Source organism: Frigoribacterium sp. AC759 (assembly GCF_979256015.1).
Genome location: NZ_CEEDMT010000020.1, coordinates 18,914 through 38,933 on the forward strand (window position 1 = coordinate 18,914; position 20,020 = coordinate 38,933).

Consider the following 20,020-nt stretch of genomic DNA (forward strand, 5'->3'; position numbering starts at 1 on the left):
GAAACCATGATCCTGACTCTGCAGTATTTCGATGGCTGCCCGAGCTGGTTGACAACTGAGCGGGATCTCCTTGATCTCGCAAATAAACATCACGATCTTGCTGTGGTGACTCAGCGGGTTGAGTCTGCCGAGGATGCCGAACGCTTGGGTTTCAGAGGGTCGCCGACGGTTCTCTTGGACGGCATCGATCTCTTCCCGGACGTCAATACGGCTGTTGGCCTCGCCTGCCGCAGATACCTCACTCCGGACGGCATTCAGGGATACCCGAGCCGTCACCAACTGCGGGAGGCCATTCTCTCTGGAATCCAAGACACGTAGGGTTTCGGCCCCGTGTCGCTCAGACATGCGGCCTAATGATGGTGACTGTGGATGACTGCGTGACCCCGCCCTCGGCTGATCATCCACCGATTGACGGGGGTGGTGACGATGAAGGCGACAACGAGGGAGAACGCGAGAGCGCCCCAGAAAAGCCAGTTGTTTAGCTGTGCATCCATAGCCCCGGGAATTGCGACGATGACAGTGTTGTCGATGATCTCCATGACGGCGATGGAGACGGTGTCGGCGGCAAGGGCCACCTTAAAAGCAGCCGAAAAGCTCAGTCCGGAGCGGAGGACGCCCCGCATGGTGAGGGCGTAGCCGAAGATGAACGCGAGCACGATCGACAGGATGATCGTGCCGGTGTTGTGCAGGCCGGTCGCTGTGCCGATGATCATGCCGAGTACTTCACCGATTGCGCACCCGGTGAGGCAGTGCAGGGTTGCTTGGGCGGCCATCGACCAGGTGGTCGTGTTGTGGACGTGAGTGTCCATGGTGGGTCCTATCGGGAGCGGAAAGTGCGAAGTCGGAGGCTGTTGCTGACGACGAAGACAGAAGACAGCGCCATCGCGGCGCCGGCGATCATCGGGTTCAGGAGTCCTGCCATCGCGAGTGGGATGGCTGCGACGTTGTAGGAGAAGGCCCAGAAGAGATTCACTTTGATGGTGCCGAGGGTGCGGCGGGCGAGCGCGATCGCGTCCGCGGCGGCTCCCAGGTCGGCACGGATCAGGGTGATGTCGGCTGCTTCCATGGCCGCGTCGGTGCCGCTGCCCATCGCAATCCCAAGGTCCGCAGCGGCAAGAGCGGCAGCGTCGTTGACACCGTCGCCGATCATTGCCACGGAGCGGCCCTGCTGCTGCAACTGGATGATGGTCTGGTACTTGTCCTCGGGCCGCACCTCGGCCACGACGTCATCGATGCCGATCTCTGCGGCAACGCTCCGTGCGACGTCACTGGCGTCGCCGGTGAGCATGATCGTGCGAAGCCCCATCTGGTGCAGGCGGCGAATCGCGTCCGGGCTGGTCGACGCGATCGTATCGGCGACGCTGATGACGCCACGGGCAGCGCCGTCCCACGCGACAACGACCGCGGTCGCGCCGCCGCGCTCTGCGGTCCGGACTGCGTCCGTGACGGATGCGGGGATGGCGATCGCCCATTGGTCGCTCAACCATGCAGGTCGACCGACGAGCACGAGGGCGCCGTCGACGACAGCTCGGACACCAAGCCCTGCGGTGGACTGGAATGTGTCGGCGGTGGGGTGGTCGGTGGCTGCTCCGGTGATGGCGCGGGCGATGGGGTGTTCTGATCCGGCTTCCGCGGCGGCCGCGAGAGCAAGCACCCGGGTGTCAGCTTCCCCGTCGACGGCGATGACCTGGTGGACGCTCATTTTGCCGGTGGTGACGGTGCCGGTCTTGTCGAGCACGACGGTGTCGATGCGACGGGTGGCCTCGAGGACCTGGGGGCCGCGAATCAAGATGCCGAGCTGGGAGCCGCGGCCGGTGCCGACGAGCAGCGCGGTGGGTGTTGCAAGCCCCAGGGCGCAGGGGCAGGCGATCACGAGAGTTGCGACGGCCGCAGTGAACGCTGCTTGCACGTCCCCGGTGAGGAGCAACCACCCGATGAGAGTCAGTACCGCGAGCACGATGACGATAGGGACGAAGACGGCGGAAACTCGGTCGGCGAGGCGCTGCACCTCGGCCTTACCGGTCTGCGCGGACACGACGAGCCGGCCGATGCGGGCGAGTTCGGTGTCTTGGCCAACGCGGGCAGCTTCGACGATGAGTCGGCCGCCAACGTTGACGGTCGCTCCAGTGACGGTGTCGCCTGGGCCAACCTCGACGGGGACCGCTTCGCCGGTCATGACGCTGGTGTCGATGGCGCTCGTGCCGTCGGTGATGGTCCCGTCGGTGGCGATGCGTTCTCCGGGACGAACCACGAACCGGTCCCCAACCTGCAGGGCGGCGGTAGGCACCTCGGTCTCGGCGCCGTTGCGGAGGACGCGCGCGGTCGGGGCTCCCAAGGCGAGGAGCGCTTGGAGTGCGGCGCCGGAACGGTCCTTGGCGCGAGCCTCGAAATACCGGCCGGCAAGGAGGAACACTGTCACCGCAGCGGCGACTTCGAAGTACGGCTCCGGTGCAGCACCCGGGTGCGGGAACCAAGAGAAGGCCATCTGCATCCCCAGGTGACCCGCGCCGCCGAACACCAGTGCCCAGACAGACCACAGTGTGGCTGCGGCGACGCCGACGCTGACAAGGGTGTCCATCGTGGCTGCGCCGTGCCGGGCATTGATCGCGGCGGCGCGGTGGAACGGCCACGCACCCCACACCGCCACCGGTACTGCCAGAACGAGCACTGCCCACTGCCATCCGGGGAACTGCAGCGCCGGAATCATCGACAGCGCAACCACTGGTGCGGCGAGCACCGTGGACACGATCAGTCGCCGGCGCAAAGGTCCAAGGTCGTCTGTGTCGTCGCCGGCCGGTTCGGGTAGGTGCGCGCCGTAGCCGGCAGCTTCGACAGTCCTGATCGCGTCATCGATGGCCAGGTCAGCAGGCAGCGTCACGGTGGCGCTTTCCGTGGCGTAGTTCACAGTCGCCGTCACACCAGGGAGCTTGTTCAGCTTCCGCTCGATCCGGTTCGCGCAGGACGCACAAGTCATCCCCTCGATCGTCAGCGCCACCGGGGAGGAGGTCGTCATGATGCGACCAACGTGTAGCCGGCCTCCTCCACAGCGGCAGCGACTTCGTCCTGAGGGAGGTCGCGGCTGCTGGTCACCTGAGCGGTGGAGATGCCACCGACTTTCAGCTGAATCGTGACATCCGTCACCCCGGGCACGGCGGAAAGCTCCTCGTTGACGCTGCTCACGCAGTGCCCACACGTCATTCCGGTGATCTCGTAGGTGTTCGTCAGCTGGGCCATTACAGGGAGTCCTTCCGTATCGATCAAGTGTAGATACCCCTGGGGGGTATCTGGTCAGTGTAACCAAGGCCGTTCAAATGTGTTCCCGATCCGAAGTCATCGGCACAGGGGAGAGCACCTGACTAGTTCACCTGGCAGCGACAAGGAACGCAGACTCACGCGTGCCGGCGGGCAGAACCGTAGGGCCGGGAGGAGCATGGCGGGCATAACCGAGCCCGACGCCGAGCGGCGACGGGCACCTCGGCATCACCCATGGAAAGGACGACTCATGAGCGCCATCACGGACATGCTCCGCAACTCCCCCAAGGACCTCTCGGGTATCGATCAGACGGCCCTCGCCGCCTGTATCGACGCCTGCTTTGAGTGCACAACGATCTGCACGGCATGCGCTGACGCCTGCCTAGCCGAAGACATGGTTGCTGACCTCACCACGTGCATCCGCACCAACCTCGACTGCGCCGACATCTGCGCTGCCACAGGCCGGGTCCTTACCCGGTACAGCGGCGGTGACTCCGCCTTTGTTCGCGCAGCCCTCGAAGCGTGCCTGGCTGCGTGCACGGCATGCGCCGCCGAGTGCGCTGAGCACGCCGAGATGCACGAACACTGCAAGATCTGCGCCGACGCGTGCCGCCGTTGCGAGGAAGCGTGCACGGCCCTCCTGGCCACACTCTGAAAGCGAGAAATAGACCGGCAGCACAGGTCAGGACGCGAGGGCGCGCTGGCCATTCCAGGAACGACTCGGATTACCCCCAGGGGGTACCTGTAAACATGCCGTCCACGTGCCTGCCTCCTGCGGGTGAGCAAGAACAGCTCTTACGCTGGACCTAGTAGCTGAGGGCCTGTGATTGAGGATCACAGGCTTTTAGACTTCGACGCGATACAGCCCAAGGAAAGAGTTATGACCCCCCAATCGACGCGCATCCCCTCGGGGTTGGGACGTCTGGGGACTGCAGTCGTACTCATCTTGTTGCTCATCGGCAGCACCGTGTTGATGCACTCCCTCGCCGGGCACACCACCAGCCATGCCTCCGCTTCGGAGGTCACCGAGCACAGCCACAGCGTCCCTCACACGGAGCGGTCGGCGGGCACCGTTCATGCCGCCGAGGCGCCGTTACTGGCGTCGGGTGCTGCGTCGGATGATTGTGGCGGACTGTGCGCGATGCTCTGCGCTGTGATGGGCATGGCGTGCCTGATGGTGTTGCTCGTCACCGCAGCCGTACTGCTGCGTCGTGGCACTCGTGCCCTGTTCATCCTGTCGAAGACCCTGGGCGCATTGCCCGCCCTACCGACCATCGTGGTTCCCCGGCGGTCGATGACTTTGAGTCAGCTCAGCGTCCTCCGCGTCTAGATCAGCCCCTTGGGGATTTCTCCCCACACGAGACCCGCGGCCCATCTCGCCGCTTTCTTTCTCACCCCAAGGGACAACCATGAACCGCACCAAAACTCTGCTCATTAGCGCCACGGCCGTCGTCGCCGCCCTCACTCTGGCTGGCTGCGCCGACACTGCCGGCAACACCTCCTCCAACAGCTCTACATCGTCAGAGTCAGCCGTCTTCAACGACCAGGACGTCACGTTCGCCCAGATGATGCTCCCCCACCACAAGCAAGCCGTGGAGATGAGCGACACCTTCATCGCCAAGGGCGACAGCGTCGACTCCGACGTTCTCGCTCTGGCGGAAACCATCAAAGACGAACAAGGCCCCGAGATCGACCAGCTCACCACATGGCTGGACGACTGGGGTCAGGACACGTCCGCGTCAATGGATCACTCCATGGACGGCATGATGAGCGAATCCGACATGGCGGCCCTGGACGACACCGAAGGCGCTGAGGCGTCACGACTGTTCTTAGAGCAGATGACCGAGCACCACAAGGGCGCCGTGGACATGGCGCAGCAGGAAGTCGACGGCGGGGAGAACCCCGACGCCGTCGAAATGGCGAAGAACATCGTCGAGTCCCAGACGGCGCAGATCGATCAGATGGAAGCCCTCCTCAGCTCCCTCTAACCCCGCCAGGGACGAGGCACCTAGAGCGGTGCCTCGTCCCTGGACGTCGCCCTAATACTGGCCCCCGGGGCGCGGGCCGCGAGCCCTGATCCGTCAGTGATTGCTGTATAGTCAGCGCATGCTGACTCTTTCATCACGTGTCGACGTCATGAACCGCCTCGGGCGCGCCATGGCCGACCCCACCCGATCACGCATCCTGCTGCACCTGCTGCATGAGCCTGGTTACCCTGGCGCACTAGCCGATCAGCTCGAACTCACGCGGTCCAACGTGTCGAACCACCTCTCGTGCCTCCGCGGCTGCGGCATCGTCGTCGCCGTCCCCGAGGGCCGGTCGACTCGCTACGAGATCGCTGACGCTCACCTCACTAAGGCGCTGACCGCCTTGGTCGACGTTGTCCTCGCTGTCGACGACGGAGAGCCCTGCGCCGATGACAGCTGCGACATTCCCCTCTGCTGCGGAACCGGCGTATGACCACGGCAATCCTTCCAGCTCTGCTTGCGCCTGCCCGCCGACTGCTCCTCCAGCGTCGCATCCGGATCATCGTCGCGATCACGATCACTTACAACGTGATCGAGGCGATCGTCGCGATCACCGCCGGCACCGTCGCATCCTCGACCGCTCTGATCGGCTTCGGCCTCGACTCGATCGTGGAGGTGCTCTCGGCCGCCGCGATCGCATGGCAGTTCGCTGCCCCCGACCCCGAGAAGCGGGAACGGGTGGCACTGCGAGTCATCGCCGTCTCGTTCTTCGGACTGGCCGCCTATGTGTCCGTCGACGCGGTGCTCGCCCTGACCGGCATCCGAGAGCCCGACCACTCCCCCGTCGGCATCGTGCTCGCCGCGGTGAGCTTGGCGATCATGCCGTTCCTCAGCCTGGCGGAGCGTCGGACGGGCAAGGAGTTGGGCTCGGCGTCCGCAATTGCGGACGCAAAACAGACTCTCATCTGCTCTTACCTGTCCGCTGCGGTCCTCATCGGCCTCGTGCTCAATCTCGCGTTCGGGTGGACGTGGGCCGACCCGGTCGCCGGGCTCGTGATCGTCGTCTTCGCCGTCCGCGAGGGGCTCGAGGCCTGGCGCGGCGACGCGTGCAAAACGCCCGTGTCGGCTCTGACGGGTGAGCGTCAGGTCGACGCCTGCGACTGCTGCTGACGGCTGCGGTCTTCAGACGTGGGTGTGGTGTTCGTGCTGTGAGTGCTGGGCTGGCTCGATTTGGAAAGTTGAGTGCTCGACCTTGATGAAGAAGTGCTCGGCGACGCACTTTTGAAGGTCATCGAGGATCTGCGGTGCATGGCCGTCTTGGAAGCAGGAGTCCTCGACCGTGACGTGTGCACTCAGGATCGGTAGTCCCGTTGCTACGAGCGAAGCGTGGAGGTCGTGAACCTCGATCACGTGCGGTAGTTCGAGCATGTGGGCTCGCACATCATCGAGGTCGAGGCCTGTGGGTGTGGACTCCATCAGCACGCCGGTTGTTTCTCGGAGCAGCGTGATGGTGCGCGGGATGATGAGCAACGCGATGAGCATGCCAGCGAGTGCGTCAGCCTGGCCCCATCCGGTGGTCATGATGATGACGGCGCTGGTGATCACGGCGACTGAACCGAGGGCGTCGTTGACGACTTCGAGGAATGCTGCCCGCATGTTCATGTTGGCCGAGCGGCCGGCGGTGAGGACGGTGATGGAGACGATGTTCCCCACGAGTCCGATGATGCCGAAGATCAGCAGCTCAGAGGAGGGGACGGCCGGAGGCTCGAAGAGGCGCCGGCCGCCTTCGACGAGAGCGAAGAGGCCGACGGCGAGAAGCACGGTGGCCTGAGCTGTGGCAGCGAGTACTTCTGCTCGCTGGAAGCCCCATGTTCTTTTGGAGGTCGCGGCTCGCTTCATGAGCGTCGCGGCGAGGAGCGCCATGAAGAGGCCGCCGGCGTCGGTGAGCATGTGGGCTGCGTCGACCAGGAGGGAGAGGCTTCCCGTGATGATCGAGCCGATGACTTCGACGACCAGGATGGACGTCGTGATGCCGAAGGCGATGGCGAGTCGTTTGCGGTGGTCGCTACCGCCTGCTGCTGCGTGGTCGTGGCCTGCGCCCATGTCAGTGTCCTTCGTGGTGGTGACGGTAGGCGGCGCCGACGGAGTGTTCGGCCTGGAAGATGGCGTCTTGAACGAGCTTGCTGGCGTGGTCGTTGGCGAGCCGGTAGAAGACACGGTTGCCGGACTGTCGCGTTGAGACCATGCGGGCCATTCGGAGCTTGGCGAGGTGCTGGGAGACAGCTGTAGGTGATTTGTCCACGATGTCAGCCAAATGGTTCACCGAGAGTTCGTCGTCTCGCAGAGCGAGGATCATGCGGACGCGGGTGGCGTCGGCGAGCATGGAGAACACTTCAACGGCGAGTTCGACGAACGCGTCGTCCGGATGAAGCTCTTCATCCTGCGTATCTTCATGCATGCGAAGATAGTCACACGCAGTTGTCTTGATGTCTAGTGGTTTGGGGCGGTTCATCAGGGCCAGGCCGCTGCTGTTCATTACGATGTGATCGGCCCTAGCCCTGGAAGGAGGAACGATGTTCTCAACGACGTCTGTTGCCTCCCGTTCACGGTGGTCCGTCGGGGTGTGGGCCTTGCTGCTGTCCATGACGGCAGCGACGCTTGCCGCGGTTCTCGGTATTCACACTCTTGGCGACAACGCTTTTTCCGGCGGGGTTCAAGCGGCGTCGAGCGTGACGCAGTCCGTGCCGGCGGAGGACTCGTCCTCTGGGGTGCTCCCCGACGTCTCCATGTCGACGGGCGGCGAGATTGCGACGGCGATCACGGATGATGGCGGGGCTCTTGCCTGCACCATCCTCGCTCTCCTGTGCATCGTGACCCTCGCTGTCGTCCTTCTTCGCATGAGAGGCGCAGCAGCTCGCGCACTCGATCCACTCGCTGGCCCTGGAGCGGCTGAGCCTGCCGTGGCGACGTCGTATCGAGTTACTGCGATGAGCCTGACTGTCCTGGGCGTCTCCCGCATTTAGACACTCTCCGATCGCGACCTGCGCGTCGGCGGATGATGGCCAGCAGCCATCAGTCGTTTGGCGTGCTCCTTCGAGACCGAGGACACCCCTTACATGCTTCGCATCGTCAGGGTGACAGCGCCGGCCCTTGTAGCCGTTCTCGCTGCCACCTTCCTTACTGCCATCCCTTCTCACGCTGCGGCCTATCCGACGTGGGATGACGTCGTCGCAGCCCGTTCAAGCGAGGCGGCGACCGCCGAGAAGATCACCGAACTGACCGGTCTCCTCGGAGACCTCCGTCAACAATCCGAAACGCTGACCGCCACGGCTGAGCAGCGAGGCCTTGAGCTTCAAGAAGCTCAAGATGCTACCGACGCCGCCACGCAGGCTCTCCGTGATCTTGCTGATGACGTGGCCCGTGCCGAGGATGCTGCGGACCAAGCGGAGCGGCAGATCAGTCAATGGGCCGCATCGCTGAGCCGCACGGGCGGAACGGACGTGTCCATGAACGTCGCGGTCGCTGGCGCCGACGCCGGGGATCTCCTCTCCCGGCTGGGTACGGCCTCACAGCTGTCGAAGACCTCGAATCGGATGCTGGGTGACGCCACTGCCGCGGCGAACACGGCCGCCGGTCTCCGCGATCAGGCCCAGGTAGCGACGACCGAACGTGACCGCCTCGAGGCTCTCGCCGAGACGGCCCGGGACGAGGCGCTCGATGCGGCCAAGGCCGCGCAGACAGCGGTCGCGGAACAGGAACTGCGAGAGATCGAGCTCGAGGCGCAGCTGGCCGTGTTGAAGCAGGAGACGGCTTCGGTAGAGCAAGGGTTTGCGGAGGCTGAGGTGGCACGGGCTAAAGCTGCAGCTGAAGCTGCAACTCGAGCTGCAGCTGCCCGCGCCGCAGCCGCAGCGGCGGCCGCGCCTGCCCCTGCGGCACCCGCGTCGTCGTCGGTTTCGGCGTCGGGGTGGACGATGCCCATCACGTCGTATTCGAGCTATCAGGCCTACGGCATGCGCATCCACCCGGTATTGCGCTACCCCAAATTGCACTCCGGAGCGGACTTCGGGGCTTCCTGCGGAAACGCGATCTTCGCCGCCACGGCGGGCACCGTCACCTATGCGGGCGCCTATGGCGGCTACGGGAACCTCATCACCGTGACCTCCGCCGATGGGGTGTCAACCAGCTACGCCCACATGTATGCCACCGGCGTTCAGGTCGCCGTCGGCCAGCAGGTCACCGCCGGTCAGCAGATCGCTGTGGTCGGTAACGCCGGGCTGTCGACGGGGTGCCATCTCCACTTCGAGCTCCGGCAAGGCGGAGCTGCCACCGATCCCATCGCTTACCTCAACACCAAAGGAGTCTGACCATGGTGAAAAATCAGTTCATCGTCGCGGTCATCGCACTGCTCGTCACCGCCGGAATCATCGTCGCGGTCGTGATCTACAACGGTTCACGGACCGACACCGCCCAACCGCTCGAGGCGGATCCCACCGTCGCGCCCGCTAGCGCTGAGGTCGTCCGCGACGACACCCGCTATCTGGATCAGGTCGACTCGGATGCTGTCACGGTCGTGGAGTTCCTCGATTTCGAGTGCGAGTCGTGCGCGGCGATGTACCCCTATGTCGAGCAGGTCAGGGAGAAGTACGAAGGCGAGATCAACGTCGCCGTGAGGTACTTCCCGATTCCTGCGCACCGGAACTCCGAGAACGCGGCGATCGCTGTCGAGGCCGCAGCGCAGCAGGGCCAACTCGAGGCGATGTACGCCCGCATGTACGAAACGCAGGCTCAGTGGGGCGAGAAGCAGGAGTCAGAGGCAGCCCTGTTCCGCTCGTTCGCGGAGGATCTTGAACTGGACATGGACGCTTTCGATGAGGCCGTGGCAGACCCGGCGACCCTCGAGCGTGTCGTCGCGGATCGAGCCGAGGGCACCGCTCTGGGTGTGACGGGAACGCCGACCTTCTTCGTCGACGGCGAGATGATCGAACTGACGGCAGTCGATGATCTCGACAAGGCCGTGGAGAGCGCAGTGGCCGGTGGCTAGAAACCGGAATCGTTCCCGCACTCCCCCGGCGCCAACGACCCCACCGCCCAACGTCCGCTCTCTGTCTGTTCTCGGCCTGCTCCTTGCGTGCATTGCTGGCCCTGTCGGTTTCGGTGTCAGCCTCACGGCGTTCATCCGTTCACGTCGACGGGGCGAAAAGAACGTCGTCGCGGTCGTCGGGATGATCGTCGGCATTGCCACGACAGCGGCTTTCGTGGGCGGAGTGTTCTATTTCCAGGCTGTCTTCGCCGGGCAAGTCGGCGTCTGTGCAGACCTTGGCCCCGGCACCCACGAAGGCGTTTTCACGACCTTCACCTGTCCCTCGAACTGAAAGCTCATGAACCTCACATCCTCCCGGCGACAGCTCACAACTCTGATCGCCCTCGTCGCCCTGACAGCAGCCCTCACGGCCCTCGGATCCCGCCCGGCGGCGGCGCATGACGCCTTGTCCTCTGCGACTCCCGCCGCAGGCGACACCGTGACCGAAGCGATCGATTCCGTCACCTTGACCTTCTCGGAAACACCGATGGCCGAGTTCGCGAACGCGATCGCCCTGAACGTGGTGTCGCCCTCTGGCGCGCCGGCGACAACGGGAACACCCACGGCAGAGGAGAGAACTCTGACGGTGCCCGTGACCATCACCGAGACAGGCCTGCACACGGTCACGTGGCAAAGCGTCTCAAGTGACGGGCACACCATCTCCGGCAGCTACACCTTCAGCTACGCCGGCCCAATCGGTGACGAACCCGTGACCCCAGAGACGGCGACAGTGACAGCTCCGCCGACAGCGGCGCCTGCAGAGCCAACGGCATCACCGTCCTCTTCCCCGGACGCAGAGCCAGCCCCCTCGGCCACCATCCCGATCATCGCCGGGATCACCGCAGCGGCAGTGCTCCTTCTCGGAGCGTTGCTCGTGTTCCGTGTGTTCCGGGCACGGGAACGCGACCTGGATGCTCAGGCACCCGACACAGAGGATGACCCCAGATGAGCGCCCTGTCGTACCCGTCCGTGAGAGTCGGACAGGTTGAGACGCCGCGGGCGTGTGCCAGGTGAGGCGCCGTGGGATGCGTGCCTTCGTCGTCGCAGTGGTCGCGGGCGCGGCGGTGCTCGGCGTGACGGGATGTGGCGGCTCGGACTCGGTGGCCGAGCAGTATGCGGACGGTTCGACGAAGAACTACATCGGCGGTGACGGCACCGTTGTCGAGATCCCTGAAGAGAACCGGGCCGAGCCGGTCTCGTTCACAAGCGTCACCGATCTCGGCGAACCGCTTGACTCAGCGGATTACGACGGCGATGTGATGGTGGTGAACTTCTGGTACGCCGCCTGCCCGCCGTGCCGTACCGAAGCGCCGGACCTTGAAGCCCTGTACCAGCAGTACCAAGACCAGGGCGTTTCATTCATCGGAGTCAACGTCCGTGATCAAGCCGGAACAGCTGTCGCGTTCGCCAAACGGTTCGGTGTGACCTACCCCTCAGTCATCGACAGCAACGACGGCGCGGTGCAGCTCGCCTTCGCCGGTCAAGTGGCACCCAATGCCGTGCCCACGACGATCGTCGTCGACCGGGAAGGGCGAGTAGCAGCTCGGATCACCGGCGCGGCCGACAAATCCATTCTCAACGCCCTCATCACCTCAGTCCTGGACGAGACCCCATGACTCTTGCCGACACCGTCTTCAGCGGTCAGCTTCTCGTGGCGATCCCCATAGCGCTCCTCGCCGGCCTGGTGTCGTTCGTGAGCCCCTGCGTTCTCCCGCTGGTTCCCGGCTATCTAGGGTACGTGGGGGGCCTGGCCGACCCGACTGCGCCCGCCGGCAAGCGGCGTCTCCTGCTCGGGGTCGGCCTCTTCGTCGCCGGGTTCGCTGCCGTGTTCATCGCCTATGGCGCCTTGTTCGGGGCGCTGAGTATCTGGCTGATCCAATGGCAAGACGTCGTCACCCGCGTCCTCGGGGTCGTGGTGATCGTGATGGGGCTTGTCTTCATCGGGCAGGTCAGCTTTCTGCAGCGCACACTCACCCCCAAATGGCAGCCCGTCACGGGTCTCGCAGGTGCCCCGCTTCTCGGGGTCGTCTTCGGGCTCGGGTGGACCCCGTGCTTCGGGCCGACCCTCGCCGCGATCTCTGCCCTGAGTCTCAGCAGCGGATCTGCGGGGCGCGGAGCACTCCTCGGGCTGGCTTATTGCGTGGGTCTTGGGCTTCCTTTCGTGCTGGTCGCCCTCGGCCTGTCGTGGGTGGCTGGGTCCGTCGCTTTCGTGAAGCGGCACATCCGCACCATCAACCTCATCGGCGGCGCCCTCCTCATCGCCGTCGGTGTCGCTATGACCACCGGCATCTGGACTGCCCTGATCTATCAGCTCCAGGGCCTCATCGACGGCTTCGTCCTGCCCCTCTGACTGATCAGGAACCCATGACTTCCAACCCTCTGCACCGTGAGCGACTGACCCCCTCCCCCGGTGTGTACATCGCCACCGCGCTTGTCATCCCCGCCGCGTTCCTGGTCTTTCTCCCCATCAACGTCCTTGCCGGGTTCATCGTCGCCGGTGCGCTGTATCTCGGTTCTGTGGCCGTCTTCATCGGCACCTCTCCCGTCATCCGGGTCACCACCGAGGGGTTCTTCGCCGGGGCAGCCCACCTCGGACCCGACGAGATCGGCACCGTCACCACCTACACCGGCGCCGACGCCACACGACAGCGCGGCCCGCATCTCGACGCGCGCGCGTGGACGCTGTTCCGGGGCTGGGTGCATCCCGTCGTCAAGATCGATCTGCTCGACAAGACAGACCCGGCACCGTACTGGCTCGTGTCCACCCGGCACCCCGACAAGCTCGCAGCAGCGCTGGCCCAGGTGACCCCGACAAACGGCGGCGTTTGAATTGCCGGCACTCGATCTCGCGGTCCTGTTCGGCTGGGCCCAGAGCTCGGCATCACCTGTGGCCATCGGTGCCGCCCTCCTGGCAGCGGGCTACGTCATCCTGTTCCGCCGAGCACGACACCGGGACCGCGCCCTCACGCCTGGACGCCGCGGCCCCGGTGTGGGACGCGGCGCATTGTTCGTCCTCGGCTGCGCACTCATCATCATGGTCACCGCAACGGGGGTGCAGACCTACAGCCGCGAGCTGCTCTCGGTGTTCATGTTCCAGCAGCTGACGCTGCTGATGATCGTGCCTCCACTTCTCATCCTCGGACGACCAGGCACTGTACTGCTTCGCGGACTGCCCCGACATGGTGCAGGGCTCCTCGTACACAGGGTCACCGTCGGAGCGCTTAGGTCGCGCCTCGCCCGCGCGGCGGTGAATCCGGTCGCGGTGTTCCCACTGTTGTTGGTGCCCCTGTTCGGGCTATATCTGACGGGCGCCATCGATGCCCTCCTCGCCACGGAACCCGGACGGGCGGCCCTCCAAGTCGGCTTCATCGTCGTCGGCGTGGTGGTCATGGTGCCCCTGGTGTCCACCGATCCGCTACCCCGACAGACGTCGTACGTCGTGCGGGTCTTCGATGCGTTCCTCGAGATGCAGATCCATGCCGCGTTCGGCCTGACCCTCATTTTCAGCAGCACACCCCTCGTCGCCGCCTTTAACGCCCCGTCAGCGGACCTCGGCATCGATGCTCTGCGCGATCAGCAGCTCGCCGGCGCCCTGGTGTGGACATACGGGGAGCTACCTGTCGTGGTGATCCTCCTCATCAGCCTCGCCCGATGGCAGCGGGAAGACACCCGAAAAGCAGCCCGAGAGACACAACGGGCAGACCTCGAAGGAGACGCCGAGCTCGAGGACTACAACGCCTACCTGCGGGGTCTGGGGCGTGATGGCGAACACGGCTGAGCCTGCGCTTTACCTTTCGCACATGGGCCAGGTCCCGGACGAGACGCCACTGATACCTGGACGGATGCCGCTTCCTGCCGCTCTGGTCTCTGCCGTGGCCGGAGGGTTTGTCCTCGATTCGGCGTTCCCGGACCGGAACTGGTGGCCTCTGGCCTTCGTCGGCATAGCCTTGATCCTCGTTGCTCTGCCCGGGAGGCGTCCGCGGTCAGCTCTGCTGGTCGGGGTCCTCACCGGTATCTCGTTCTACGGCTCCCACATCCAGTGGGTTGCCCTGTTCTTAGGGCCGGTGCCCATCACTGCCCTGGTTCTCCTGCAAGCTCTGCTCTTCGCTGCGGGCTGCCTTGGGATCACCCTTGCGTACAAGTGGCTGCCGCAAGTCTGGTCGGGGGCGTGGGGGAACCTCCTGGGGGTCCCGGCCGTTGTCGCCGCGGTGTGGTGCGCACGGGAGGCGGTCTCAAGCACCTGGCCCTACGGGGGCTTCTCGTGGGGCCGTGTTGCAATGTCGCAACACGCCAGTCCGCTACGGGAGTCTTTCGGATGGATCGGCATCTCTGGTGTCGGGTTCGCCATGGTCTTCATCGTCGCTCTGGCTCTTCACACCGCTCGAGTTTCGACACCGTCCAGGTGGGGCGCAGCAGGCCGCTGGGTTGCACCAGCCGTGGTTGCGGCCACCATCGTGGTGATGCCGGCCTGGCCCGCTCCTCAGACGGGGACGATGCGGGTGGGAGCGGTGCAGGGAAACGGGCCGGCCGGCTATTTCGACGACCGCATGCCGGGCGATCTCACCCAGGCCCAGGTCGACGCCACAGCACCCCTGATCGGTGAAGACCTCGATGCTGTCCTCTGGCCCGAAGGTGCCACGGACATCAGCCCTCTCGAGGATGCCGAAACAGCCGCGGCCTTCGACAAGATCGCAGAAGGGACGGCCGCGCCCCTCATCGGTTGGGGTGTCACAAACCGCGACGGGCGCACCTATAACACTGAGATCCAGTGGGAACACGGTCAAGGAGCAGTCGACTTCTACGACAAGAAACACCCCGTGCCATTCGGTGAGTACGTCCCCGATCGAGCGTTCTGGCGTTCTCTCGCACCGAACCTTGTCGATATGGTCGCCCGTGACTACACCCCGGGGACGACGGACTCGATCTTCGACGTATCGGGGGTCCCGGTCGGCATCACGATCTGCTTCGACATCGTCGACGACGACGTTCTTCGTCAATCCGTGGCGGAGGGCGCTGAAGTGCTGTTCTCGTCGTCCAACAACGCTGATTTCGGTCGCTCCGACCAGAGCGCCCAGCAACTCGCTATCGCCCAGATCCGTGCCATCGAACTGGGGCGAAGCGTCGTCAACATCTCCACCGTGGGGCGCAGCGCGGTGATCGCTCCCGACGGGTCAATCTCGAAGGAGTTGCCGTGGCACGCTCCTGGCGCCCTCATCGCTGATGTGCCGCTTGCAAACTCGGTAACACCCGCCGCACGCTGGGGTGGAGAAATCGAAACGGCTCTTGCCGTTCTGGGCTTTGGGTCACTTATCGGCGCGTTTCTCGTGCTCCATAGACCGCGCTTAACCTCGCGGAGCTGCCACAGAAACGTGCCCTAAACACACCAAGGTGTCTATCCGTGAGCAACGGTTGCGTTTTCTGTGACAGCTCCTGGTGGGCCGTCAGTTCCGTCCCAGAGTTATGAGGTGGCTGCCGCCCGTCGACGGAGGAGCGCTTTGACCATTGGGTAGGCGGTGACAAGTCCGAGGATCAAACCGACCTGCATGAGGAAAAAGAACCGGACGTCGGTCGGAGAAGGCATGAAGTTTCCGAAGTGCATGAAAAGCATCCATCCCCCCATTCCGATGTCGAATGCCAAAACGGTGAGGGTGGCGGTGATGACCATGACGCCGATGTTCCTCTTCCCGGCTCCTCCGGAAGCACTGGAGCTAACGGCGTATTCGAAAACGAAGAGGAGGCCGATCGCTAGGGCGGCGATGACGATGATGAGCACCCAGAGGTTGGTGCCGGCAATGGTGAGGCCGCTAGCGACCACAAGTGGCACGCCAATGAAGTGACCGACAGTTGCTGCTGCTCCCCCAGGTGCGCTACCTGCAATCGTCTGTGCGGCCTCTTGGTCATCGCTCGGCCCTGAGTTCGGCCGCGCAGGGTTGGTCGTACCCCATCGGTTATAGGCCCAGATTGCAACTGGGCCCAAGAACAGAGCAGCTACCGGCCAGACGACGTTCATGGCTAGGTCTTGCTTTCGCTGGTGGCGCCCTCGGGTAATGATCTGCAGCAGCACAACGGCTGCGCTGATCACCCCGAGGCCAACGAAGAACCAGGAAACGGGTGTCACCCAGGCGGGGAAAAGGGGATCCATAGAGGACATGTCACCATTCATGACTAAAGGTCTTTCTGTAAGGGGGTGAGAATTAGGGGTGCCTCAAAGATCACGCGCCAAGGCACGGCCAAATGAGGGCTTCGTCAAACCGGAACAAGGTCAACGAACCGCTTCTCGGAGGCTCGTAAGCCACCTATGCGGTCGCAATGTGAGTCGCCTAGTGCGCCGTTTTTTTGCCGGCTTTAACGAGAGCTGAGGAGGGCATTCATCTGATCGATCTGTGCCGTCTGGGACTCGACGATGTTCTTCGCCATCTCGACTGCGTCCGGGTTCTCCCCGCCGTCGACTTCCTGCTGCGCCATGCCCACGGCGCCCTTGTGGTGCTCGGTCATCTGCTCCAGGAACAGCCGTGACGCCTCAGCACCCTCGGCGTCGTCCAGAGCCGTCATGTCGGATTCGCTCATCATGCCGTCCATGGAGTGATCCATCGACGCGGACGTGTCCTGACCCCAGTCATCCAGCCAGTGGCTGAGCTGGTCGATCTCGGGGCCTTGCTCGTCCTTGATCGTTTCCGCCAAAGCGAGAACGTCGGAGTTGACGCTGTCGCCCTTGGCGATGAACATGTCGCTCATCTCCACGGCCTGCTCGTGGTGCGGGAGCATCATCTGGGCGAACATGACGTCCTGGTCATTGAAGACCGCTGACTCCGACGACGAAGAGCTATCGGAGGAAGTGTTGCCGGCAGTGTCGGCGCAACCAGCCAGAGTGAGGGTGGCGACGATGGCCGTGGCGCTGATGAGCAGAGTTTTGGTGCGGTTCATAGTTGTCCCTTGGGGTGAGAAAAGTGACGACGCGGTGACGCGATCGCGGGTCTCATGCGGGGAGCGATCCCCAAGGGTCGTTTAGATGCGGAGAATGTTCAGCTGTGTCAAGTCTGGTGTCAGACGTGGAAGCGTGAAGGACGGGGCAAGCGGGCGTGTGTTGAGGGTCTTGGAGAGGGTGAACAACGCACGTGTCTGACGTCGCCAGGTTGCTGACCAAGCGAACAGGACGAGGACCACGAGGCAGGCCATGCCCATGATTGCGCAGAGCATCGCGCAGTCGTCCTGCATCGTAGAGGAAGCGACGGGGACAGCTTCTGCATAGGCAGTATGCGCGCTCTCGGTCTCGGTGTGATGGCCGGCCATGGAAGGAGGGCACCCCTCGTCAGGGCCCGCGAGCGTATGCATCAGTAATGCGCTACCGATAAGCACAAGAATCAAGAGGACAGCCATGCCCAAACGCCCAAGGCCCAGCGGGGATCGGGCGTGGACGGCGGGCATGCGATCTCCTGAGGTTAGTTCGTTCGCGAGTTTACAAGTCGTGTGCTTCCTGCTTCGGGAAACCTGGAAGCGTTGAAACTCTTGGTGGCAGTCTCCGAGGTTCGCCCTGGCCCTGGCAGCATTTGGCACCTGGCACAAGGGGAGGTACCCGATCGGTACAGCGACGCCTGGACGCCAAGGCTGACGCATAGGTGCGACCACACCTCGCCTGGCGTCTCGTGCTGCTCTTCGCGCATTGCACATGGTCGGCGTGTGCTCGCCTGCCTCTTAGATCGTCGGAGGTGTGCCAGACGCTCGATGAGAGGTGGGCTTTGAACCGGACGCCACGGATACAACCGCGAAGCTGATGAGACCGACTGTGGTGAAGATGTCGGCGACATTGAAGATGGCAAACCAGTCGATCGCGATGAAGTCGACGACCTCACCAGACAAGGGGCCTTTGTCCGCTCGCGAGATGCGGTCCCAAACGTTGCCCATGGCTCCGCCGAGAACGACCGCGAGAAGGAACGTCGCAAACGTCCCACTTTCCTTCAGCGCCCGAACAAGGACCCAGGCGGCGAGGGCCGCAACGATGGCGATGATGCCAACGGTCAGGGCTGGGCCGAACTCGCCCCCGAGACCAAACGCGACACCGGGGTTGAACACGAGTCGGAGACTTGCGCCGAGTCCTAAATGGATTTGACGCTCTGCGCCGAGATACGACAGCGCCCACGCCTTTGACACCTGATCAAGAACGAACGCAACCGCAGTGATCACGACTGCACCGATGACCCGCCCTCCGGCCGTCACGACAGGGCCTCGACGAGCCGAATGAGGACGCCGGACTCGATCAGGATGTAGAGCCCGAGGCCAATGAACACTGCGGGCACGAGCCAGTGCTCGACTCTTTCGAGCAGCTCACTGACGGTTTTGCTCGTTCCGATGAAGCGAGCGATGAGGCACCACACCGCCACCAGGACAAGGAACACGATGATTGTGACGACGGTGTCCTGGACGGGGTTTGTCCGGAACACGGGCGTGTAGAGCGAGATGTTGTCGGCACCGTTGGCGATTGTGATGCCGGCAACTCCGAGGAGACCAACTGCGGAAATCGCGTCGTCATCGTCGTCGTCGTCATCGCCTCGGCGCCGAAGGGTGCGAACGAGACTGTAGATGCCGATGGCGAGTGGAATGAGGCCTAGGAAGCCGACCCATTTGTCCGGAACGATGGTGAGCCCGGCCGCGGCCACCACGCTGATGCCGACGAGGGTCACGAACCCGGCGTATTGGCCGGCAACGACCTTCCACCCGGGCAGAGCGCCTCGTGCCGAGGCAACGAAGAGAACGGTCAGGACGACGATGTCGTCGATGTTGGTGGCCGCGAAGAGACCGATCGCGGCGACGATGGTGCCGATCATCGGGTGTGGCTTCCGTAAGTCGCGCACAAGTCGACCTTGTGCCCGGTAGAGGCAAGGAGCTGCTCTGCGGATTCGAGGACGTCAAGGACTTCCGGTGTCGCCACTGAGTAGAAGTTCTGCCGCCCCTCGGCGCGAGCGGTGACAAGGCCGCAGTCTCGAAGGCAGGCAACATGCTCAGAAACAGTGGACTGGGCTAAGCCGAGTTCGTCAGTGAGATCCCGCACACGCGCTTCGCTCTGGCTGAGTCGGCGCAGGATCAGTAACCGGCTCGGGTCTGCAAGCGAGTGGAACAGCGAGACCGCTGCAGTCAGTTCTTTTATGATCGGCACAGGCCGATGATATCCCATTGCAGCGATATGCTTCCACCGTCTCGATAGACGATCCCCTATCGGGCGCTCCAAGCACGCGCTTCTACAGGGCTGAACGTCGGCGCATGCTCGTGGTTGCATCAGGTTCGCGACCGCTTCGTGCAGCCGCATCAGTCGGCGGCCGCCGACTCCCTTTTCCGTTTCGACGAACGAGTGAGCAGGAGAAAGCATCATGAGCAACACCGTCATCCATGACTTGGTTTCCGAGATGCTGAGTCAGCTTCCGTCCGGTGGAGGCATCGTGGCTGTGGATGGCGATGCTGGCGAGCATCTCTCGGACATGGGCAGTCAGTTAGCTCGGGAGATCAGCGCGAGAGGCCTCACGTCGTCGGTCCGATCATTCACGGGCGCAGACTTCGAGTCTTCACCCGCCGGCACGGACGTGCTGTTGGTCGTCGGCGAAGGCGCGTTGCAGCCTGGCGTCCGGACGCGGTGGAACTGGACTCTGTGGGTCGAAGCCTCCGGGGTGCGTGATCCGGCGAGCAACGACCGCAGTGCGGTGGCGTTCGAGAGCTACCGGTCGCGTGACGA

25 protein-coding genes are annotated in these 20,020 nt (G+C 64.0%); 15 read left to right on the plus strand and 10 right to left on the minus strand.

Annotation, left to right across the window (positions count from 1 at the left end; translation table 11 throughout):
- Positions 1-6: 6 nt before the first annotated feature.
- Positions 7-318, plus strand: coding sequence for a thioredoxin family protein (locus tag ACZ6JE_RS12230; RefSeq protein ID WP_464319105.1), 312 nt, complete (start codon positions 7-9; stop codon positions 316-318).
- A 32-nt stretch (positions 319-350) separates the two neighbouring features.
- Here ACZ6JE_RS12230 and ACZ6JE_RS12235 read toward each other — a convergent pair whose 3' ends face one another.
- From ACZ6JE_RS12235 to ACZ6JE_RS12245, 3 genes are read right to left on the minus strand one after another with little or no spacing between them, the layout of a single operon-like run.
- A complete protein-coding gene (locus ACZ6JE_RS12235; RefSeq protein ID WP_464319106.1) occupies positions 351-809 on the minus strand; it encodes a DUF4396 domain-containing protein in 459 nt (152 codons plus the stop codon).
- 8 nt (positions 810-817) lie between these two features.
- Positions 818-3,013, minus strand: a complete 2,196-nt coding sequence (locus tag ACZ6JE_RS12240; RefSeq protein ID WP_464319107.1) for a heavy metal translocating P-type ATPase — start codon at positions 3,011-3,013, stop codon at positions 818-820.
- On the minus strand, positions 3,010-3,234 hold the full coding sequence (locus tag ACZ6JE_RS12245) for a heavy-metal-associated domain-containing protein (protein WP_464319108.1): 225 nt from the start codon (positions 3,232-3,234) through the stop codon (positions 3,010-3,012). The genes ACZ6JE_RS12240 and ACZ6JE_RS12245 overlap by 4 nt, the downstream gene beginning before the upstream one ends.
- A 268-nt stretch (positions 3,235-3,502) precedes the next feature.
- Between ACZ6JE_RS12245 and ACZ6JE_RS12250 the strand changes: the two genes are divergently transcribed.
- The 5 genes from ACZ6JE_RS12250 to ACZ6JE_RS12270 all read left to right on the plus strand — a co-directional run bounded on the left by ACZ6JE_RS12250 (position 3,503) and on the right by ACZ6JE_RS12270 (position 6,389).
- Positions 3,503-3,907, plus strand: coding sequence for a four-helix bundle copper-binding protein (locus ACZ6JE_RS12250; RefSeq protein ID WP_464319109.1), 405 nt, complete (start codon positions 3,503-3,505; stop codon positions 3,905-3,907).
- Positions 3,908-4,132: 225 nt separating this feature from the next.
- Entirely contained in the window at positions 4,133-4,582 is a 450-nt protein-coding gene (locus ACZ6JE_RS12255) for a hypothetical protein (RefSeq protein ID WP_464319110.1), read from the plus strand.
- A 79-nt stretch (positions 4,583-4,661) separates the two neighbouring features.
- Complete coding sequence (locus tag ACZ6JE_RS12260) at positions 4,662-5,240, plus strand: DUF305 domain-containing protein (RefSeq protein ID WP_464319111.1); 579 nt, start codon at positions 4,662-4,664, stop codon at positions 5,238-5,240.
- Between the two features lie 118 nt (positions 5,241-5,358).
- The gene (gene cmtR, locus ACZ6JE_RS12265; protein WP_464319112.1) at positions 5,359-5,712 is read left to right on the plus strand and encodes a Cd(II)/Pb(II)-sensing metalloregulatory transcriptional regulator CmtR; all 354 of its coding nucleotides are present in this window, start codon (positions 5,359-5,361) and stop codon (positions 5,710-5,712) included.
- A complete protein-coding gene (locus ACZ6JE_RS12270; RefSeq protein ID WP_464319113.1) occupies positions 5,709-6,389 on the plus strand; it encodes a cation diffusion facilitator family transporter in 681 nt (226 codons plus the stop codon). Before cmtR ends, ACZ6JE_RS12270 begins: the two co-directional genes overlap by 4 nt.
- 12 nt (positions 6,390-6,401) lie before the next feature.
- Here ACZ6JE_RS12270 and ACZ6JE_RS12275 read toward each other — a convergent pair whose 3' ends face one another.
- A complete protein-coding gene (locus ACZ6JE_RS12275; RefSeq protein WP_464319114.1) occupies positions 6,402-7,322 on the minus strand; it encodes a cation diffusion facilitator family transporter in 921 nt (306 codons plus the stop codon).
- A gap of 1 nt (position 7,323) precedes the next feature.
- On the minus strand, positions 7,324-7,677 hold the full coding sequence (locus ACZ6JE_RS12280; RefSeq protein WP_464319130.1) for an ArsR/SmtB family transcription factor: 354 nt from the start codon (positions 7,675-7,677) through the stop codon (positions 7,324-7,326).
- A gap of 658 nt (positions 7,678-8,335) precedes the next feature.
- Between ACZ6JE_RS12280 and ACZ6JE_RS12285 the strand changes: the two genes are divergently transcribed.
- The 8 genes from ACZ6JE_RS12285 to lnt all read left to right on the plus strand — a co-directional run bounded on the left by ACZ6JE_RS12285 (position 8,336) and on the right by lnt (position 15,677).
- Positions 8,336-9,583, plus strand: coding sequence for a M23 family metallopeptidase (locus ACZ6JE_RS12285; RefSeq protein WP_464319115.1), 1,248 nt, complete (start codon positions 8,336-8,338; stop codon positions 9,581-9,583).
- A 2-nt stretch (positions 9,584-9,585) separates the two neighbouring features.
- Positions 9,586-10,260, plus strand: coding sequence for a DsbA family protein (locus tag ACZ6JE_RS12290; RefSeq protein ID WP_464319116.1), 675 nt, complete (start codon positions 9,586-9,588; stop codon positions 10,258-10,260).
- Between the two features lie 337 nt (positions 10,261-10,597).
- Positions 10,598-11,248, plus strand: coding sequence for a copper resistance CopC family protein (locus ACZ6JE_RS12295; RefSeq protein ID WP_464319117.1), 651 nt, complete (start codon positions 10,598-10,600; stop codon positions 11,246-11,248).
- A 76-nt stretch (positions 11,249-11,324) separates the two neighbouring features.
- Entirely contained in the window at positions 11,325-11,915 is a 591-nt protein-coding gene (locus ACZ6JE_RS12300; RefSeq protein ID WP_464319118.1) for a TlpA family protein disulfide reductase, read from the plus strand.
- Complete coding sequence (locus ACZ6JE_RS12305; RefSeq protein ID WP_464319119.1) at positions 11,912-12,649, plus strand: cytochrome c biogenesis CcdA family protein; 738 nt, start codon at positions 11,912-11,914, stop codon at positions 12,647-12,649. Before ACZ6JE_RS12300 ends, ACZ6JE_RS12305 begins: the two co-directional genes overlap by 4 nt.
- 14 nt (positions 12,650-12,663) lie before the next feature.
- Positions 12,664-13,128 carry a DUF3093 domain-containing protein gene (locus ACZ6JE_RS12310; RefSeq protein ID WP_464319120.1) on the plus strand — a complete coding sequence of 155 codons (465 nt, stop codon included), beginning with the start codon at positions 12,664-12,666 and terminating at the stop codon, positions 13,126-13,128.
- Positions 13,129-13,186: 58 nt separating this feature from the next.
- Positions 13,187-14,077 (plus strand): cytochrome c oxidase assembly protein, encoded by an 891-nt coding sequence (locus ACZ6JE_RS12315; RefSeq protein ID WP_464319121.1) that lies wholly within the window; start codon positions 13,187-13,189, stop codon positions 14,075-14,077.
- Between the two features lie 22 nt (positions 14,078-14,099).
- A complete protein-coding gene (gene lnt, locus ACZ6JE_RS12320) occupies positions 14,100-15,677 on the plus strand; it encodes an apolipoprotein N-acyltransferase (protein ID WP_464319122.1) in 1,578 nt (525 codons plus the stop codon).
- An 80-nt stretch (positions 15,678-15,757) separates the two neighbouring features.
- Here lnt and ACZ6JE_RS12325 read toward each other — a convergent pair whose 3' ends face one another.
- The 5 genes from ACZ6JE_RS12325 to ACZ6JE_RS12345 form a co-directional block, all read right to left on the minus strand.
- Positions 15,758-16,462 (minus strand): DUF4396 domain-containing protein, encoded by a 705-nt coding sequence (locus ACZ6JE_RS12325; protein ID WP_464319123.1) that lies wholly within the window; start codon positions 16,460-16,462, stop codon positions 15,758-15,760.
- Between the two features lie 182 nt (positions 16,463-16,644).
- Positions 16,645-17,223, minus strand: a complete 579-nt coding sequence (locus ACZ6JE_RS12330; protein WP_464319124.1) for a DUF305 domain-containing protein — start codon at positions 17,221-17,223, stop codon at positions 16,645-16,647.
- A gap of 768 nt (positions 17,224-17,991) precedes the next feature.
- Positions 17,992-18,513: a signal peptidase II gene (locus tag ACZ6JE_RS12335; RefSeq protein ID WP_464319125.1), complete on the minus strand. Its 522-nt coding sequence runs from the start codon at positions 18,511-18,513 to the stop codon at positions 17,992-17,994.
- Entirely contained in the window at positions 18,510-19,121 is a 612-nt protein-coding gene (locus tag ACZ6JE_RS12340; RefSeq protein WP_464319126.1) for a cadmium resistance transporter, read from the minus strand. The genes ACZ6JE_RS12335 and ACZ6JE_RS12340 overlap by 4 nt, the downstream gene beginning before the upstream one ends.
- Complete coding sequence (locus tag ACZ6JE_RS12345; RefSeq protein ID WP_464319127.1) at positions 19,118-19,450, minus strand: ArsR/SmtB family transcription factor; 333 nt, start codon at positions 19,448-19,450, stop codon at positions 19,118-19,120. The genes ACZ6JE_RS12340 and ACZ6JE_RS12345 overlap by 4 nt, the downstream gene beginning before the upstream one ends.
- A gap of 211 nt (positions 19,451-19,661) precedes the next feature.
- Here ACZ6JE_RS12345 and ACZ6JE_RS12350 point away from each other — a divergent pair.
- A partial coding sequence (locus ACZ6JE_RS12350) for a hypothetical protein (protein WP_464319128.1) occupies positions 19,662-20,020 on the plus strand: 359 nt, incomplete at its 3' end.